This is a genomic window from Methanosarcina mazei S-6 (assembly GCF_000970205.1).
In the GTDB taxonomy this organism is placed as follows: Archaea; Halobacteriota; Methanosarcinia; order Methanosarcinales; family Methanosarcinaceae; genus Methanosarcina; species Methanosarcina mazei.
Window position 1 is genome coordinate 2766241 of sequence record NZ_CP009512.1, and the last position, 18328, is coordinate 2784568.

20 protein-coding genes are annotated in these 18328 nt (G+C 46.7%); 14 read left to right on the forward strand and 6 right to left on the reverse strand.

Translation table 11 applies throughout. The features are described 5' to 3' along the window. Positions 1–31: 31 nt before the first annotated feature. The 6 genes from cofC to MSMAS_RS11820 all read right to left on the reverse strand — a co-directional run bounded on the left by cofC (position 32) and on the right by MSMAS_RS11820 (position 5589). A complete protein-coding gene (gene cofC, locus MSMAS_RS11795) occupies positions 32–658 on the reverse strand; it encodes a 2-phospho-L-lactate guanylyltransferase (protein ID WP_011034415.1) in 627 nt (208 codons plus the stop codon). A 95-nt stretch (positions 659–753) separates the two neighbouring features. Then, positions 754–1908, reverse strand: coding sequence for a 7,8-didemethyl-8-hydroxy-5-deazariboflavin synthase subunit CofH (gene cofH / locus MSMAS_RS11800; protein ID WP_011034414.1), 1155 nt, complete (start codon positions 1906–1908; stop codon positions 754–756). Between the two features lie 55 nt (positions 1909–1963). Further along, a complete protein-coding gene (gene cofH / locus MSMAS_RS11805) occupies positions 1964–3094 on the reverse strand; it encodes a 5-amino-6-(D-ribitylamino)uracil--L-tyrosine 4-hydroxyphenyl transferase CofH (protein WP_011034413.1) in 1131 nt (376 codons plus the stop codon). Continuing rightward, positions 3091–4131 carry a 7,8-didemethyl-8-hydroxy-5-deazariboflavin synthase subunit CofG gene (cofG, locus tag MSMAS_RS11810; RefSeq protein WP_011034412.1) on the reverse strand — a complete coding sequence of 347 codons (1041 nt, stop codon included), beginning with the start codon at positions 4129–4131 and terminating at the stop codon, positions 3091–3093. Before cofG ends, cofH (MSMAS_RS11805) begins: the two co-directional genes overlap by 4 nt. Before the next feature lie 22 nt (positions 4132–4153). Continuing rightward, on the reverse strand, positions 4154–5431 hold the full coding sequence (locus tag MSMAS_RS11815; protein WP_011034411.1) for a phytoene desaturase family protein: 1278 nt from the start codon (positions 5429–5431) through the stop codon (positions 4154–4156). Then, a complete protein-coding gene (locus MSMAS_RS11820; protein WP_011034410.1) occupies positions 5428–5589 on the reverse strand; it encodes a 4Fe-4S binding protein in 162 nt (53 codons plus the stop codon). The genes MSMAS_RS11815 and MSMAS_RS11820 overlap by 4 nt, the downstream gene beginning before the upstream one ends. 1005 nt (positions 5590–6594) lie before the next feature. Here MSMAS_RS11820 and fpoA point away from each other — a divergent pair. The 14 genes from fpoA to MSMAS_RS11895 all read left to right on the forward strand — a co-directional run bounded on the left by fpoA (position 6595) and on the right by MSMAS_RS11895 (position 18281). Further along, entirely contained in the window at positions 6595–6984 is a 390-nt protein-coding gene (gene fpoA / locus MSMAS_RS11830; RefSeq protein ID WP_011034409.1) for a F420H2 dehydrogenase subunit FpoA, read from the forward strand. Further along, the gene (gene fpoB, locus MSMAS_RS11835; protein WP_011034408.1) at positions 6972–7526 is read left to right on the forward strand and encodes a F(420)H(2) dehydrogenase subunit B; all 555 of its coding nucleotides are present in this window, start codon (positions 6972–6974) and stop codon (positions 7524–7526) included. The genes fpoA and fpoB overlap by 13 nt, the downstream gene beginning before the upstream one ends. 29 nt (positions 7527–7555) lie before the next feature. Further along, complete coding sequence (gene fpoC, locus MSMAS_RS11840) at positions 7556–8032, forward strand: F420H2 dehydrogenase subunit FpoC (protein WP_048038230.1); 477 nt, start codon at positions 7556–7558, stop codon at positions 8030–8032. Between the two features lie 10 nt (positions 8033–8042). Beyond that, positions 8043–9167: a F420H2 dehydrogenase subunit FpoD gene (fpoD, locus tag MSMAS_RS11845; RefSeq protein WP_048038228.1), complete on the forward strand. Its 1125-nt coding sequence runs from the start codon at positions 8043–8045 to the stop codon at positions 9165–9167. 5 nt (positions 9168–9172) lie between these two features. Further along, entirely contained in the window at positions 9173–10216 is a 1044-nt protein-coding gene (gene fpoH / locus MSMAS_RS11850) for a F420H2 dehydrogenase subunit FpoH (protein ID WP_048038226.1), read from the forward strand. A gap of 2 nt (positions 10217–10218) precedes the next feature. After that, on the forward strand, positions 10219–10629 hold the full coding sequence (fpoI, locus tag MSMAS_RS11855; protein WP_015412577.1) for a F420H2 dehydrogenase subunit FpoI: 411 nt from the start codon (positions 10219–10221) through the stop codon (positions 10627–10629). Then, positions 10626–10916 (forward strand): NADH-quinone oxidoreductase subunit J, encoded by a 291-nt coding sequence (locus tag MSMAS_RS19795; protein WP_015412576.1) that lies wholly within the window; start codon positions 10626–10628, stop codon positions 10914–10916. Before fpoI ends, MSMAS_RS19795 begins: the two co-directional genes overlap by 4 nt. Further along, positions 10906–11157, forward strand: coding sequence for a F420H2 dehydrogenase subunit FpoJ (gene fpoJ / locus MSMAS_RS19800; protein ID WP_011034402.1), 252 nt, complete (start codon positions 10906–10908; stop codon positions 11155–11157). The genes MSMAS_RS19795 and fpoJ overlap by 11 nt, the downstream gene beginning before the upstream one ends. Continuing rightward, on the forward strand, positions 11154–11462 hold the full coding sequence (gene fpoK / locus MSMAS_RS11870; RefSeq protein WP_011034401.1) for a F420H2 dehydrogenase subunit FpoK: 309 nt from the start codon (positions 11154–11156) through the stop codon (positions 11460–11462). The genes fpoJ and fpoK overlap by 4 nt, the downstream gene beginning before the upstream one ends. Next, complete coding sequence (fpoL, locus tag MSMAS_RS11875; protein WP_011034400.1) at positions 11456–13474, forward strand: F420H2 dehydrogenase subunit FpoL; 2019 nt, start codon at positions 11456–11458, stop codon at positions 13472–13474. Before fpoK ends, fpoL begins: the two co-directional genes overlap by 7 nt. Further along, positions 13474–14961, forward strand: a complete 1488-nt coding sequence (fpoM, locus tag MSMAS_RS11880; protein ID WP_011034399.1) for a F(420)H(2) dehydrogenase subunit M — start codon at positions 13474–13476, stop codon at positions 14959–14961. Before fpoL ends, fpoM begins: the two co-directional genes overlap by 1 nt. A 3-nt stretch (positions 14962–14964) precedes the next feature. Further along, positions 14965–16446 carry a F(420)H(2) dehydrogenase subunit N gene (fpoN, locus tag MSMAS_RS11885; protein WP_015412575.1) on the forward strand — a complete coding sequence of 494 codons (1482 nt, stop codon included), beginning with the start codon at positions 14965–14967 and terminating at the stop codon, positions 16444–16446. Between the two features lie 12 nt (positions 16447–16458). Further along, positions 16459–16848 carry a F420H2 dehydrogenase subunit FpoO gene (locus tag MSMAS_RS11890; RefSeq protein WP_048038220.1) on the forward strand — a complete coding sequence of 130 codons (390 nt, stop codon included), beginning with the start codon at positions 16459–16461 and terminating at the stop codon, positions 16846–16848. 647 nt (positions 16849–17495) lie between these two features. After that, the gene (locus MSMAS_RS11895) at positions 17496–18281 is read left to right on the forward strand and encodes a hypothetical protein (protein ID WP_048038219.1); all 786 of its coding nucleotides are present in this window, start codon (positions 17496–17498) and stop codon (positions 18279–18281) included. Positions 18282–18328 lie beyond the last annotated feature (47 nt).

Sequence of the window (18328 nt, forward strand, 5' to 3'; positions counted from 1 at the left end):
ATGTTATTTTGACACTTTTCATTCTGCCAGATTAAAGTGGAACCAGCCCGACCCTTCCTTTTTTGACTTCGAGTCTGAATTTACTCTCAATATAGTCTTTTGCAGCACCTTTGCCGTGTATGAGAAGCTCTACAAGGTCTTCAGGCTCATCTATGTCCGTGCCTGCCATAAAAGAGTCGTAGATTTCAAAGTCCTGGCCTGAATCCGTTGCAATCGAGCAGTGAGTTAGAAAACTCGAGCCGTAATACTTTACCCTGTATTTCGAGGGATTTTTTATGAAAAGAGCGTTTGTGCCGCCGCCTTTTCCCGGAACGATGCAGACATCCTTTTCCGTTGAGCTTATCTCCTTTATATGCTCAGGAGAGAGGAGAGGGAGGTCAGCCATAACAATAAGGACAGGCTCCTCTGCCTCTTTGAGATACCTGTTAAGGGCTTCGTTCAGGTCTTTTTCGTCCAGCAGAACTCTTGCTTCAGTCATTTCCTCAAGCCCGTAGACAGATGGGCTGAGGATGTCGACTTGTTCTATTCCGGCTCCCTTGAGAGAAGATATTACCTGGTTTAACATGAGTTCTACAAATTCTTCTCTTTCCTGCAAACTCAGTACAGGCGATAACCTTGATTTTGCGCCGGCTTTCTTATAGGGGATTACGGCTCTCATCTGGACTCCTGCATAATTTCGTTTTTCATTTTCGTTTTTTATCTCAACAAATTCTTTTAATATTCAGATCTAAAGAAATCTCTTTTTTCAGTCTCTTACTCTTTGCTGCCCATCCCTGCTTTTGCGTAACCGGGAAATAAGCCTTCCTGCCCCGGAAACCCTGATTCTATCTTCCGGTAAAGGGTATCTCTCTGCACCGGGACTCTTCCTGCCCCTTTAATCATCCATTCAAACTCTGCAGGAGATACATACTCCCCGTGGCTGCCCCCGGAAGCTGTCGAGATCTGGTCTTCCATAAGCGTGCCTCCGAGGTCGTTTGCGCCGCACTGCAGGGCCACCTGGGCAAGTTTCTTTCCCAATTTTACCCATGTAGCCTGGATATTTTTAACGTAGGTGTGCAGAATTACGCGGGAAATAGCTATGAGCTGCAGGTCTTCAAGCCCTGTGCTTGAGAATTTTCCGGATGCAAGCATTTTTTCCCCTACAGGGTTGTTGTAAGGCAAAAAAGACATTGGAATAAGTTCCGTAAACCCGCCTGTCTCTTTCTGGATCTCGCGGATAGTAAAGACATGGTCCAGACGTTCTTTAAGGGTCTCGACATGCCCGTACATAATTGTGGCATTGGTGGAAATGCCTGCTTTATGTGCTGCGGTCACAGTATCAATCCACTGCTGGGTGCTGATTTTTGAAGGGCAGATGATCTTTCTTACCCTGTCAGAGAGGATCTCGGCTGAAGTCCCGGTGAGGGAATCAAGACCACTCTTTTTAAGCCTGCGGAGGGCTTCTTCAACAGACATACCCGAGGTTTCTGCTGCGTAGTTGACCTCCATAGGGGAAAGGGCATGAAGGCACAGGTCCGGGTATTCGGCTTTTAAGGACTCTATAACCTCAAGATAGAATTCCATATCAGCTTCCGGGGTGTACCCTCCCTGAACGCAGACTTCCACGGCTCCGGCTTTTCTCGCATCCCCTGCTTTTTTCAGGATTTCTTCAATGCTCAGGATATATCCTTTCTCTGTCCTGTAGGCGCAGAACCCGCAGTTTCCGACGCATTTGTTTGTGATATAAATATTCCTGTTTACCACATAGCTGACAGTGTCGCCTGCAGCAATTGCCCTGAGGTCATTGGCAAGCTCAAACAGCTCAAAAGGGTTTCCTTCAAGCAGGAGAAGGGCGTCTTCTTTAGTGCATTTTCCCTTGTATGCCCTTTCAATAACATTTTCGGGAATTGTCGGTTTTTTCGTGTACATCCGATCATCCTTTTTTAAAATCATCGTTATCCTGACTGTTAGCCGGCTTTTCAGCTTATTCGAAAGCTCCGCACCCGGCAATCTTTCGAGAATTCCTGGAAGCCAGCTCATGCGCTTCCCTGTAAAGGGTCGTCCTCTCTTTCGGGATCCTGCCGGCTCCGTGGATCATCCATTCGAGCTCATCAACAGTGATCATTTCCCCGTGGCAGGCACCTGCGGATCTGGAAATGCTTTCCTCCATCAGTGTGCCTCCCAGGTCATTGACACCGCAGTGGAGAGAAAACTGGGCAAATTTCTTTCCCAGTTTAACCCAGCTTGCCTGGATATTATCAACATGCCCGTGGAAAAGTATACGGGATACCGCATAGACTTTCAGGTCTTCAAGACCCGGTGTGGCATATCTGCCTTCCTTTATCATTTTTTCCCCTACAGGATTGTTATAGGGCATAAAAGGCAGGGGCACAAATTCCGTAATTCCTCCGGTCTCCTTCTGGATTTCCCTGATAGTGAGCATATGGTTAATCCTCTCTTCAGGAGTTTCAACGTGCCCGTACATCATGGTTGCAGTCGTCGGAATCCCTGCAGCATGTGCCTGTGTAACCACTTCGATCCATTCTGCAGTATTGAGTTTTGCGGGGCAGATTATTTTTCGAACGCGGTCGGAGAGTATTTCGGCTGCTGTCCCCGGCATGGTATCAAGCCCGCTTCTTTTAAGCCTTCTCAGGGACTCTTTTACCGGGATTTCACTGATGCGCGAAGCATGATAAACTTCCATGGGCGAAAAAGAATGGACATGCATTTCCGGGAATTCGGCCTTTATGGCTTCTACGATCCCCTGGTAAAAGTCCAAACCCACATCAGGAAGCAGCCCTCCCTGGATACATACCTCGGTGGCGTTTGCCTTTTCGGCTTCCCTGACCTTTTCCATAATTTCTTCAATGCTCAGGACTTTACCATCATCTGTCCTGAATGCGCAGAACCCGCAGCTTCCTGTACAGCGGCTTGTAAAATTTATGTTCCTGTTCACAACATAGGTAACCGTGTCCCCTGCTGCCAGGTCGCGGAGTTCATCTGCAAACCTGAAAAGTTCGAAAGGGGGCACCTCCAGAAGAAGGAGCGCGTCTTCTTTTGTGGTTTTTCCCCTGTGTGCACGTTCGATGAGGTCTTCGGGAATTCTGCTGTTCATTTTTCTGAATCCTCCGCGTTCTCTGTTCCGGGCTGCTTCCTGTACCCGCTATTATCTGAGAGCCGCTTGATAAGGCTGCCAATCCTTTCCGAATACCACCCTTTTTTTACGTATGGAGGGTAAACTGGAAGGCGTTCTTTAAGTGGAATGTCCCCCAGCTTTTTCTGCAGGTTTTTCACATCAGGCCATTCAGCTTCGGGGTTGATCCAGTCAATTGTAAGAGGAGATATGCCTCCGAGATCAGTTACTCCTTTTGCGATAAGGGATTTCGGGTCTATAAGATTTGGGGCAACCTGGACTGCCACGTCACCGGGCAGAATCCGGGCTGCAAGCTCTACGGAATCCATCATCTCTTCAACAGCAGGCTCGGGAAAGTTTTCCATCTCTGTCCCCGGCTTTGGGGCAAAATTCTGGATGATCACTTCCTGAATATGCCCGTATTCCCTGTGAAGAGCTGCAATTGCTTCAAGTGATTCTATCCTGTCGTCCCTGCTCTCCCCTATACCTATAAGGAGTCCTGTAGTATAAGGAATCTTCAGTTTTCCGGCTTCTCGAATAGTTTCAAGCCTGCGTTCCGGAATTTTTCCGGGGCAGTCTTTATGTGCGGCCAGAACTGCCGTGCTCTCAAGCATCAGCCCCATGCTTGCATTCAGGGGCTTTAAAGCTTCGAGTTCGGAGCGGGTCATTATCCCCGCATTCGTATGGGGAAGAATACCGATGTCGATTGCAGTTTCACAGAGGAAAACAAGATATTCAAGCGTGGAGGAATAGCCGATCTCTTCAAGCATTTCACCGTATCCCGGCACTTCTTCTGCACGCTCCCCAAATGTAAAAAGAGCTTCTGTGCATCCTGCCCGTACTCCGTTTTCAAGAACAGAAATAACCTCTTCAGGCTTCATGAGCCGGGCCCCGGGCTGTCCGGGTTCCCGCCGAAAGCCGCAGTAACCGCACTGATTTCTGCAGATATTGGTTACAGGGATGAAAACGTTTTTTGAATAAGTCACGAAAGGAACTTTTTTCGATGTAATGTAAAACACCTGCTTCTGGTTTTTTCGGGCTTCAACCGAGGACTTTTTCCATAACCGACATTACTCCAAGAGCCACTCCCTCGACTTCTATGCCGCCTTTTCCTTTGGCTCCGTCTCCAACAACATAAAGCCCGGAAAAAGGAGTTTCATTTCCAGGGTCAGTGCCCGAAGCTGCCCTGTTTACAGGCCATTCGTCATGGTATGACTGGATAAGAAGGACTTCATACCTCTTACCCGGGAAAATCTCTTTCAGGTCCTCAAGACCCATTTCGATTTCGGATTCGAGGTTCTTAACGTTCTCAGGTGCAACATACTGGTGGCACATGGTAAGGTGCTTTCCCGGAGGGGCCAGTTCGGGGTCAGCCTGAGTAACTTCATTGACACCGTTTATGCGCCTTGTATAGGGGGTTAACAGAACTCCTGTGTGACCTACAAGAGGCTCATCTGCTGCAAGACAGATCTTTATGCCTGCGGAAGGCTGAAGAGTCCCGACCATTTTAAAGTAGGCTGCATCTGCTTCTTTTGAGAGGGCTTCACTGCAGAGCACAGCAGTTGCAGCATGGCCGAGATTACTGATAACCAGGTCAGCATCATGTATCCTGTCATCGGCAATTATTCCTGCAGCTTTTCCGTTTTCAATTAGGATTTTTGAGACTTCCTGTCCGGTGTGTATTTTCCCTCCATTTGCTGAAATAACGGTTTCAAGGGCATCAATAATCCCTTTACACCCGCCTTCAGGGATACCTGTTCCTCCAAACCGGTACATGTTTTCAATTATCTCAAAAACTTCTTCTACCGGGACTTCGTCGCTTTTCAGGCTGAGAGCCCAGCCGCAGAAAGAATCGGCAAATTTTATCAGCCATTCATCACTGACCTGGCTCTTAATCCAGGCCTGAAGCGAGCTTCCGGATGGACGGTTTTTCCTTGTGCTGACAATCAGGAGGGCTATTTTCATTCGGTCTTTATAGGAAAGAAGAGAAGGAAAATCATTGAAAGAAATATCTTTGAAGCCTTTCACGTAGTCCGGGTTTCCTTTCTTGAGGGGGACGCGTACAGTGGTCATTTCTGACCTCACTATATTTACACTGGCTTCGACTTCTTTGAGGAAACAGGCAAGGGGTCCTCCGGGTCCGTTGGGAAGCATGTGGAAAGCTCCGCTGGATAGCTGGAACCCTTTATAACTGAGGTTGGTAAACCTGCCACCTGTGATGGGAAGCCTTTCAAAAACTTCAACCTCATGCCCTGCTTTTGATAAACGGGCAGCGCTTAAAAGCCCTCCAAGTCCTGCACCTATGACAACCGTTTTCATGCCGGCACCTCAATAGCTTTCACAGGGCAGTAGGGGATGCACATCCCGCAATCCACACAGGCATCAGTAGCCCGTGCTCTCCCCCTTACTTCTATTGCTCCCTTTTTGCAAAAAGAAGCGCACTGGCCACACCCTACACAGTTATCGTTTATCTTCATGAGTTCCACCAGCTTTTCTATCGTGAAAAGGATTATTATAATGTATTGGTATACCGTATCGACCCATATCTCAGCACCGGTGCGAGACGGGATTTTCTGGTTATTATGCGCCGGTTGTATTATGTAATAGGTAATATACTATGAAATTATCCCATCCGGAGTATAATAGAGCTTAAGGGAATACAGATAAGATGTATACACAATTATTATACCCAGGGTTTGCCAGGAAAGAAACGAGTTCTTTTTAATGGAAAAAAATTGCCTGTTTTCCTGTTTACATGGAAAATTTTCAGCATACTAAGTTCCTTATTATTTTCATTCCATAACTTGCCTCAAGAAGGCTTTAACCTCCAGATTCATCATTATTATTTATGTAATATTTAGTGCATTTTTTATGAGGATAAAAATAATTAGTGGAGATATATAATTCCTTGCCATTCCCTGGAAAAAAACCTGTAATTTCAGGAAACTGCTTTCCAGAATATGACAGCTGTTAAAAAATAACATATTTATGGGGTATATATAATTTCGTAACTGGACCAGGGCTTTTCCCCCAGTTTATTTAGACATTTCTATATTTTAAAAACAGATTTTTAATTATTTAGACTTAATATTTATATAATATTAATTATCTAGCAAATAACTATAAATATCCCCTGATTTATTTGCAGAACTAGCTAGCTACCTTTAATCTTAATTATTAATTATATTACTTTCACGCGAATGAGTCAAAACCATCGGAAGGATGGAGTTCTCCTGACTTTCGGAAATTTATCATATAATCCTGGGCATCGAAAAGTAAATTTTTCAAGGCCTGGGAGTCAGGATGTCCATATTCAAGAGCCATCTTCAGTAAAAAGGCACCTGGGTACAGACATTCTCTACCGGGCCTGTACCGGTCAAATGGTTTGTAAATAACCGGAAGATTCGGACAGTCTTTTTGTCCAGCATCTTGAAAATTAAAAATTAAAATCATGCGACGCTGCAATTTCAGATTGCTGCACTTTGATAGGTGATACAATGTCTGGAATAATTGATAGCTATATACCGGTTGCCATATTTCTTGCCGTGGGACTGATCATGCCTCCCATGACAATGTTCATGGTAAAACAACTGAGTCCGAGGAGCAAAGCAGCCAGCAAATACACAACATACGAGTCGGGTTCCGTTCCAACAGGAACTGCAAGGATCCAGTTCAATGTTGAGTATTATCTCTATGCAATTGCTTTCGTTCTTTTTGATATTGAGGTGCTTTTCCTTTACCCTTGGGCTACAGTCTATAAGGGGCATGGGATTACCTCAATTGCAGTGGTTGAAATGTTTGTATTCATTTTCATACTGCTCTTCGGATATGTATATCTCTGGAAGAAGGAGGCCCTTACATGGGTGAAGTGAAGGAGACAAAAACGAATAACTCAAAGGAAAACCCGGAAGAAGAAGTCCCCGGAGTCATCACAACAACTACAAGTGCAATCCACAATTTCCTCAAGAAAACAAAGGCTCAGGACATAATCAACTGGGGTCGAAAAAACTCTCTCTGGTTCATGACCCAGCCCATGGGCTGCTGCGGTGTGGAAATGATTGCAACCGGCTGCGCCCATTATGATACTGACCGTTTCGGGATTATTCCGAGGAACTCCCCAAGGCATGCGGATGTCATGATCATCAGCGGCTACGTGACAAAAAAGTATCTTCCGGCGTTAAAGAGGCTCTGGGACCAGATGCCTGCGCCCAAATGGGTTATTGCCATGGGGGACTGTGCAATCAGCGGCGGACCATTTTACGAGTCCTACAGCACTGTTCAGAACATCGACGAAATCTTCCCTATCGATGTATATATTCCGGGATGTCCCCCCAGACCTGAAGCCCTGATCCAGGGGTTTGTGGAACTGCAGGAAAAAATAAAAGCCAGAAAGGACCGGGGAACGGAATACTGAGGAGATTAAGGCTTATTTGAGGGAATATAATGGACGCCAGAACGATTATAGAATCATTAACCGGGAAATTCCCGGAAGCGATTTCTGAAGCCGGGATCGAATCTCCAATCCGTATCCGGGCATATGTTGACAAAGATAAAGCAAAGGAGGTCTGCGAGTACCTTAAGGGCTCCCTTCAGTTCGACCACCTCTGTTCCGTGAGCGGAGTGGACTATCCTCAGAGGGACGAACTCGAAGCAGTGTATCATATAGCTTCATATGACCACCCCGTAGTCCTTATGCTGAAAGCAAGACTGCCAAGGGATTCTCCGGAAATAGAATCCGTTGTGTCTGTATACTGGAATGCAAACTGGTATGAAAGGGAGACCTACGAACTCTACGGGATATTCTTTAAGGATCATCCGGAACTGAAGCCTCTTGTTCTCCCTGATGACATGCTGGGTGAGTGGCCTCTCAGAAAAGACTATGAGGGTTTTCCGAACAGGACAGCAAGAAACCTGGTGTGAGGGGTGAAAAATGGAAGAAATGCTTGAATCAAATGAAATGATCGTACACCTGGGCCCTCAGCATCCCATGCAGCCCGGACCATTCAGGTTGAACCTGAAATTAAAAGGGGAAACAATCATGGATGCTGAAGTGGAAATGGGCTATATCCACAAAGGCATTGAAAAAATCCTGGAGAACAGGACCTACCTTCAGGGCATCACCATAGTTGACAGGATCTGTTACCTTGTAGCTCTTACAAATGAAGAATGCTATGTTGGATGCGTTGAAAAGCTTCTTGATATCGAACCCCCTGAGAGAGCTCAGTATATTAGAGTTATTCTGGAAGAGCTTTCAAGACTCCAGAGCCATCTGCTTGGCCTGGGAGAATATGGGGAGTTCATCGGCTTCGTTTCCATGTTCATGTACACTATCAAGGAAAGGGAAGACATTCTTACTCTTATCGACATGGTCACAGGGGCAAGGGTTACCCACAGCTACCTGAGGTTCGGTGGGGTTCGTGACGACCTCCCGGAAGGATTTAAAGAAAAAACCATCCCGGTACTGAACAAGCTCAAGAAAGTCATCCGTGATTATGAGGAAATGTTCTACTCAGATACAATTTACAGGGAGAGAACTATCGGAATAGGTGTCCTGACAGCAGACGAAGCAAAAAGCCTTGGGGTTTCCGGGCCTGTCCTGAGGGCAACCGGAGTTCCTTTCGATATCCGGAAGAATGAACCCTACCTTGTGTACAGGGACCTGGACTTTAAAGTCTGCACTGAAACTGCAGGGGATTGTTTTGCAAGGGTTCAGGTCAGGCTTAACGAGATGCGTGAAAGCATTTACATCATAGAACAGTGCCTTGACATGATCCCGAACGGGCCTATCTTTCCGGAAGGAACCCCTTACGGCAAAAGGACTCCAGTAATGAGAGTTCCGGCAGGCGAGGTATTCTACAGGGTCGAAGACCCGAGAGGAGAAATGGGAATGTATATGATTTCCGACGGCTCGGACAGGCCTTACAGGGTAAAAGTCAGAGGACCCTATTACCCGACTCTGCAGGCTCTCCCCCCTCTTATCATAGGCACAACGGTTGCAGACATGGTATCAATTTCGGGGAGCATGGACGGCTGTACCAGTGAAGTGGACAGGTGACTTTTATGGCTATAGAAATTCCAGAATTCATAGTTCCCTTTGTCCCCTGGATCCGCGGTACTGTAGGCCTGGTTCTCGTAGGAGCCATCTTCCTTGGCGGAATGGCTGCAGTCTGGATTGAGAGAAAACTCTCAGCTGACATCCAGTTAAGGTACGGGCCTTCAAGGGTGGGAAAGTTCGGGCTCTTACAGCTTGTAGCAGATGCCATCAAACTCTTTACAAAAGAAGATGTCAGACCTGGAAATGCCGACCGTTTTCTTTACGACAATGCCCCGGTTTTCATGCTGACTTCCCTTTTTCTGATGCTTGTAGCGATTCCGGTTGGAGCGGTTTTTATTGATGGAAACTTATACCCTCTGGCCGTAACCGAGATGGATATAAGCATACTCTTCATAGAAGCGGTGTCCGCAATCAATATTTTTGGAATATTTATGGCTGCGTACGGATCAAACAATAAATATTCCCTGCTTGGTGCTTTCAGGAATTTTGCCCGCATGATAGGGTATGAAGTGCCACTTGGTATCGCTATTGTCAGCGTTGCCGTAATGACAGGCTCCCTAAATATCATTGATATTACCAGCGCTCAGGGAAGTTTTGTCTGGAACATTTTCCTGCAGCCTATCGGATTTGTTGTTTTCTTTATCGCACTTATGGCTGACCTTGGAAGGCTCCCTTTTGACCAGAACGAATCCGAAGAAGAACTGGTAGCAGGCTGGGTAACGGAATACACAGGAATGCGTTTTGGGCTCGTCTTCTTTGCCGAGTATATGCACATGATCCTTGGATCATTCCTTGTAGCACTCCTTTTCCTTGGAGGCTGGAACGTACCGGCATTTGTTGCAAATAATGCAGTGCTCGGACTTATTGCCCCTACAGGAATTTTGCTTCTTAAGACCGTGCTTGTGCTGATGACTATTATAGGAATGAGGTGGGCTGTCCCGAGGTTCAGGATTGACCAGGTAGTGGATATGAGCTGGAAGAAACTCCTGCCCCTGTCCCTGTTGAACCTTGCCTGGGCAGTCGGCCTTGGACTTTATCTGGGGGCTTAAGTATGGTTCTCAAAAACATCAAATATGCGCTTAAAAACATCCCTAAAGAACGCGTGACCAGGCTGTGCCCGGAGGTGGAAAGTCCGCTCTCCGAAAGGTTTAGAGGCCTCCAGACCCTTGACAAAAGCAAATGTATAGGCTGCGGGATCTGTGCCAATACCTGCCCTAACAGCGCGATCAAGATCGTAAAAGCCCCGATTGCCCCTGGCAGTGAAAAGAAGAGGTGGTTCCCTCAAATAGACATAGGGCACTGCCTCTTCTGCGGGCTCTGTATAGACCAGTGCCCCAAAGGTGCCCTTTCCAGCGGGAAAGAGTACTGCAAAGGCATGGTGAAATGGGCTCATAAAGACCTGCTTATGACCCCTGAAAAACTTGCGAGGGAAGTAGACATTCAGGAAGGTGACGAGAGATGATCGACCCTGGAACGGTTGGAACAGCACTGGAAACGGCGGTCTTCGGACTCCTTGCACTTGTCACGGTCTTCTTTGCAATCTTTGTGGTCATTGCAAAAGACGTCGTAAGAGCCGGGCTTGCCCTGATTATGTGCATGTTCGGAGTTGCAGGGCTTTATATTCTCTTAAACGCCCAGTTCCTTGGAGTTATCCAGGTTCTGGTCTATATAGGAGCAATCGGAGTTCTTATCCTCTTTGCAGTCATGCTGACAAAGCGCGAAATCGGAGGTGGGCCCCGTGCAAATTAACCGGCCTCTGGCTTTTTTGGTGTGCCTGCTCTTTGTGGCGGTTGTAGTGACAGGAGCTTTCGGAACGTCCTGGAATACGGTGTCAGAGCTTCCCGAAAACCCTGCTGACCCGAGTAATATAGAAGGCATAGGCATGCTTATCTTTACCCATTTTGTTGCACCTTTCGAGGTCCTGTCAATTGTCCTGCTCGCATCCCTTATAGGCGCAATCTATATGGCAAAAGGGGAGGGCAACAGATGACTGCCATTCCATTAACATTTTACCTGGGACTTGCAGCCCTGCTCTTTTCAATAGGGCTCTACGGTGTCATGACGCATAAAAGCGGTATCAGGCTGATCATGTGCATAGAGCTCATGCTGAACTCCGCAAACCTGAACCTTGTAGCGTTTTCAAGCTATACGGACACTTTGCACGGCCAGGTCTTTGCCATGTTCTCGATCGCCCTTGCAGCCGCTGAAGCTGCAGTAGGGTTTGCGATATTCATGGCGATCTATAGAATGCACGATAAAATCAACCTTGATGAACTTAATATTCTGAGGTGGTAAAAACGGCTCTGGAAGAATTTGCATTTTTAATCCCCCTGCTTCCGGCACTGGCTTTTGCGATCACCTTCTTCTTTGGCAGAAAAATGCCATCTGGAGGGGCAATCGTTCCCATCCTTGCCATCGCCGCCTCCTTTGTAATCTCTTTTGCGATTACCCTCGGGCTGCTGGCAAATCCCGAAGAGGTTATAAGCCAGTCCTATTCCTGGTTTGCAGTACTTAACATAGGAATATTAATCGACCCCCTGGCTGCAGTCATGCTGTCAATGGTCTCCTTTGTGAGCCTGTTAATCCATATCTATGCAGTAAGTTACATGTCCCATGATGCAGGAAAAGCAAGGTACTTTGCAGAAACCGCACTTTTCACAGCGGCAATGCTTTCCCTGGTCCTTTCGGACAACATCCTGCAGCTCTTTGTTTCCTGGGAACTTGTCGGCCTCTGTTCCTACCTGCTTATAGGGTTCTGGTTCGAAAAACCGTCAGCAGCAGCAGCAGCCAAGAAAGCGTTCCTGACAACCAGGATCGGAGACGTTATGTTCCTTACAGGAATCATCGTGCTCACTTCCGACCTCCTTAAGGTTTCAGGCGGGTTCCAGGACGGAGTTTACCTTCTTCGCTTCGATGAAATCTTCAGTTACATCCCCGAGCTTGCAGCTCTTCAGATAAACATCCTGGGCTTTGAAATAAGCCACCTTACTATTATCACCCTGCTCTTCTTCGGAGGAGCCGTAGGAAAGTCCGGTCAGTTCCCACTCCATGTGTGGCTGCCCGATGCAATGGAAGGTCCGACAACGGTCTCAGCCCTTATCCATGCAGCAACAATGGTTACTGCTGGTGTTTACCTGGTAGCGCGGACTTTCCCGATGTTCATTGCAGCCCCCGATTCCCTTATGGTAGTTGCTTACTTCGGAGGCTTTACAGCCCTCTTTGCAGGCACAATGGGCATTGTGATGAACGACCTCAAGCGTGTGCTCGCGTTCTCAACCATCAGCCAGCTAGGATATATGATGCTGGGCCTAGGTCTGGGCACTGCAATAGGGCTTGAAGCTGTCGGAATATCACTTTTCCACCTGATTAACCACGCTTTCTTCAAAGCGCTTCTCTTCCTCTGTGCAGGCAGTGTGATCCATGCAGTCGGCACCCAGGACATGAGGGAGCTAGGAGGCGTAGGAAAGGTAATGCCCATAACTGCTGCAACAATGACCATAGCAGCCCTTGCCCTTGCAGGCTTCGGTATTCCGGGAACCTCAATAGGGACAAGCGGTTTCATGTCAAAGGACCCTATTATTGAAGCTGCATACCTTTTCGGAGAACACAGCAGCAACTGGATCCCCTATGTATTCTCAATTCTTGCAGCTCTCCTGACGTCCATCTACATTTTCAGGCTGATCTTCATGACCTTTACAGGCAAGCCGAGAAGCAACTATCACGGGCATGAGTCCCCTGCTATAATGACCATTCCCCTGTCAATTCTGGCAATTTTTGCCCTCGCTTTTGGTGCGCTGACAAGAACCGGCTTTATGGAATTCCTTGAAGAAACCTTTACCAACAGCTTTGTAAACCTGGATATAGGAGCCCTTGCCGGCATAGGCGAAAATGAACTTGTGGCGGCAGCAGGTCACGAGCCTCTCGCAGTCCTCTGGCCTCCGGTGATAGTCGCACTTGCAGGCTTTGCAATTGCTTTTGTGATATATTACCTGAGAGCATTCAGCCTTGGACCTCTGGCTTCCATGAAGAACCCGATTTACAGGCTTCTCTACAACCGCTACTACCAGCACCAGATCTACACCGAATTCTTCTCAATCGGAATTGTCTACGGGATCATTGCTTTCCTGACACAGGTAGTTGATGTGATCATTGACAGCGTTGTGGAAGGAATCGGAATTGTCACGGTTTTTGTGGGTGAAGAGCTCCGGAAGATCCAGACAGGGGTTGTCCAGACCTATGCAACCGCATTAATCGCTGGTGTGAGCCTGCTGATAATACTTGTTAAACTGATAATGGAGGTACTCTGATGCTGCCGGTCGCATCGTTGTTGATTCTGGTGCCGCTGATTTTCGCAGTCGTGACCTTTTTCACAAAAACAAAACAACTGGCTGCAGGGTTTGGCTTTCTCGGGTCTCTAGCAACTCTCGGGCTTACCCTTTATGCCTATCTGAACTTTGACAGCAGTACTGCTGCAATGCAGTTCTATGAATCCGTAAGCTGGATACCCTTCCTCGGGGTCAACTATTCAGTCGGGATAGACGGCGTTTCCATGCCTCTTATCCTCCTGAATGCAATAGTCATCCCGTTTATGATCCTCTTCACCTGGAAGGAGGAAATGGAATCCCCCAACAGGTTTTACGGGCTGATCCTTACAATGCAGGCTGCGGTTATAGGAGTCTTCGTAGCCCTTGACTTCGTAGTCTTCTATATCTTCTGGGAGCTTACCCTTGTCCCGCTCTTCTTCATAGTAAATTTATGGGGTGGAGCAAACAGGGCTCATGCTTCCTACAAGTTCTTTATATACACACACGTAGCCTCGCTTGTGATGCTGCTCGGGATTTTCGGGCTCTTCTATACAGCCCTGAACCAGACAGGCGTTCCTACATTTGACATAAGGGAGCTGATCGCACAGTTCCAGTTCTTCGAACCCGGACTGATGAAAGACGGAATATTCCTTGCAATCCTCTTCGGGTTCCTGGCAAAACTTCCAGCCTTTCCCTTCCATTCCTGGCTCCCGGATGCATATTCCGAAGCCCCCACGGCAGGTAGCATACTCTTTATCCTGCTAAAAATCGGAGGTTACGGGCTTTTCAGGATCTCACTCCCCATGCTCCCGAATACTGGCAGTCCTCAACTGATGATCATGATTCTGGGCCTGCTCGGTTCTGTAAGCATCCTCTATGGGGCTCTTCTTGCTCTGCGGCAGAAAGACCTCAAGCGCATGATCGCGTACTCAAGCCTGAGCCACATGGGCTACGTAATCCTGGGTTCGGCCGGCCTTGTTACCCTTTCGGTTTCAGGCGCCATGTTCCAGCAGTTTTCCCACGGGCTTATTATGAGCATTATGTTCATGTCTGCAGGAGCAATCCAGACTGCTGCAGGAACAAGAATCATTAACGAGCTTGGCGGGCTTGCAAAGAAAATGCCCATGCTTACCGTAGCAATGATGGTCGGCTTTATGGCATCCCTCGGCCTTCCCGGGCTTACAGGTTTTATTGCCGAGTTCCTGGTGCTGACTTTCACCTTCACAAACCTTCCAGTCTTTGTGGTAATCGCCCTGCTGGCTATAGTGGTTACTGCAGGCTATCACCTCTGGGCAATGCAGAGGGCAATGTTCGGAGTGTACAATGAAAAACTCGGGGACGTCAGGGATATTAATTCCATCCAGGTCTTTTCAATGGCCGTAATCGCACTTCTTGTGCTTTACTTCGGCCTGAACCCGAGCCCGGTGCTTGATATGATGATTAATAATTCGGAAGCAATAGTCAGCCTTGCGGCTGGCATGGGGGTGTGAGAAATGCAGGAAATAATGTACCTCGCACCTGAACTTGTCCTGGTTGCAACTGGACTGGTCATACTTCTGACCGGAGTTTTCCTGTCCCCCCAGTCCAAGAATATACTGGGCTACCTGGCAACCCTGGGAACCCTTGCAGCCATCTTTCTGACGGTTAAAAGCTTCGGGCTTCTGACAATGGAGGGTTTCAGCGTTCAGTATACAATATTCTCAGAAACCCTGAGTATCGACGCCCTTTCCCAGTTCTTCAAACTGGTCTTCCTGGCAGTTGCCCTGATAGTCTCGATTGCCTCGATAAAGTATACAGAAAACAGCGACCACACAGAAGAGTTCTACACCCTGGTGCTCTTTGCGACCTTCGGGATGATGATTGTAGCCTCTGCAAACGACCTGATCCTGCTCTTCTGTGCCTTTGAGCTGGCGAGTCTTGCGACCTTCGCCCTTGCAGGCTTTGAGAAACAGAATGCAAGGTCCCTTGAAGGAGCCATGAAGTACTTTGTAATAGGCTCGGTCTCTGCAGCACTCATGCTCTTCGGGCTTTCCTTTGTTTACGGGGCAACCGGCACAACAAGCATTCCCCTGATCGCTCAAAACCCGGGTCTTCTCACAGGAAATCCCATAGGCATTGTAGCAATTGTGCTCCTGACTGCGGGTTTCGGCTTCAAGATGGCTCTTGTCCCCTTCCACATGTGGGCTCCGGACACATACCAGGGATCGCCTTCAGTTGTTTCCGCCCTGCTCGCAGCCGGGTCAAAGAAAATGGGGTTTGTCGCAGCCTTCAGGGTGTTCATCATAGCCCTTGCAGCCCTTCAGCCTGACTGGCAGTTTATGTTTACCCTTCTGGCAGTGGTGACCATGACCTTCGGAAATGTGGTCGCAGTTGCCCAGACCAGCGTTAAACGCATGCTTGCCTACTCCTCCCTTGCACAGGCAGGATACATTGCAATGGCTTTTGCCGTAATGACACCTGTCGCTCTTGCAGGCGGAATCATGTACACCCTTGCCCATGCCTTTATGAAAGCAGGAGCATTTATCGCAGCTGGAGCAGTTGTCTGGATGATAAGTTCGGAAAAGACAGGAAACCTCGATATCCCTGACCACCTGGACAGCTTCAGGGGCCTTGGAAAGAGAATGCCTCTTGCAGCCCTCTGCATGACGGTTTTCGTCTTTGCACTCGCAGGAATCCCCCCGACTGCAGGTTTCATGGCAAAGTTCGTGCTCTTCTCTTCAACCATTCAGGCGGGCATGACCTGGCTTGCAGTGATCGCCATCCTGAACAGTGCCCTTTCACTGTTCTACTATGCACGGCTTGTGAAATACATGTACTTCATGCCCCCTGAGGGTAAAACGGAAAAGGTCAGTATCCCGTTCCCATATGCAGCAGCCCTTCTGGTTGCAGTTGCAGGCGTGATGGTAATGGGTCTCTGGCCCGAACCCTTTGTGGAGCTGGCTATGAAAGCAGCAATGGTACTGGTGCCATTCTAAGGAGGTATAGAAATGACAGATTGCGACCTATGTGGAAAAGGAATCCCGACCGTTATCCCGGTCAGGACTTACCCTCCTCTCCTGAGATTCGCCTACCCTGAAGGTGTCTGGAAAGGGCTCTGTGAGACCTGCCTCGATTCTGCCCAGAAAACATACCTGGAAGTGAACAGGAACCACACTTCATGCAGAAGAGGCAAATGCTCTCTCTGCGGAAGCAAAACCGGTGTTTTCTCAGTGGAACTGCAGATCCCCGATTTCTCAAAAGGAATTGTTAGAAAAGATGTGGATGTCTGCTACAGGTGCCTGAAATTAGTCGATGAAGCTTATGTAAGGTTTAAAAAGGCACAAATCGACGAAGAAGGACGTATACACGGGCACGAACACGTACATCCGCATCATTGAGTAAAGCTGCACTTGCGGCTTTATTTTCTATTTTATTCTTTGGATGCCTGATATATTTCTACTGATCTATTTTTCAGCCTTTTACACTAATTTAGACAATGTTTTTATAAAAAAGACCGTATTTTTATAAAAACATCTATTGAATTATTTAAAAAACGGATATTTAATTTAGGATTTGTTTGTTAGAAATTATTAGATTTAAGCAAGAAATCAATTATCATTTTATTAAGATTAATAGGTAAATTTTGTGAAAAGACTTTTCTCTAATTGTTAGTTATTGTAATATTTTTTTTCTTAGTTTTATTATATAGGATCGTATCTCTTTAGCTGTAAAAATGAATATTAACAAATTGATGTTTACCGTTTAATAATTATCATTCTTATTTATTTTTTTATTATATTTTTGATTAAAAATACAGTTCTACCAACTAGTTTGATGATCTGGCCATAAATCATCTATAACAAAAAGTCATACAGTTATGTGAAAAAAAGTAAATTTTTTCTTACTATATGAGAGCCCCGGGAAATTGAAGGCTTCTTGCAGGACTCCCATACAGGCGCCCGAAGGCAAAGCATGTTTTTGTATCTTAAGATATTAAAATCTACGTGTTTTGCCTTCGAGAACAATGTAAAGAAGGTGAAACCAAATGAAAATAAGATTAAAAGGAACTAATCTGCTACCTGTAGCCCTGTTTTTACTGATTATGTTAGCTGTACCTGTATTAGGTGCGCAGGAAGAGACATTGAATGAGACTAAATACGCTGACACATCAGGTGTGATCAGCGTGGATAAAGCTGAAGAAGTTGCGGCTTACTCTATAAAAGAGATTTCTGGATCTATATCAGATTTATCTGAATGGAAAGACGCAACTGTGGAACTATCTACTATTTACTACGATTTTGATGGTAATAGGTCGGCTTATTCATTTAACGTTATGAAAAATAAGCAACAAGCAGGATATATTTTCATTTCAGCGACGAAGGATAACTATCCAGTTCTGGAGTTTTCAAAAGGCAAAATACCTAATGAAATACCAGAATTGACGATTCGTTCAAAATCACTGGCAAAAGAGCGTGCTGATAAGGAAGATCTGACTGTTGGAGAGATGAAACCTCTTTATTTAGGCCCAACATTTTACTACGCAGAGTATACACTAACCGATACAAAAGGTAAAGCCAAAGAAAAAGTAATAGTGGATTTGCCATTTTCAACTGTAGTAGACTTCAATAAGTCAAATGTTAGTGTTCCTGAAGATAAGAAAGACTACTATTTTAATGATACATCTTTACAACAGCAACGAGAAATAAGGAAGCAAGACGCAAATGCAAAATGGAAGTCCATAGAGGAAAGAATGACTATGGAAACAATTCCTGCAGGCTATACATCTACTAGAAGTATCGGCTATATTTACGATGTACCTAATTATCCCTAGCGCAATGGCTGCTCTCCAACTGCAGCTGGAATGATACTAGGGCATTG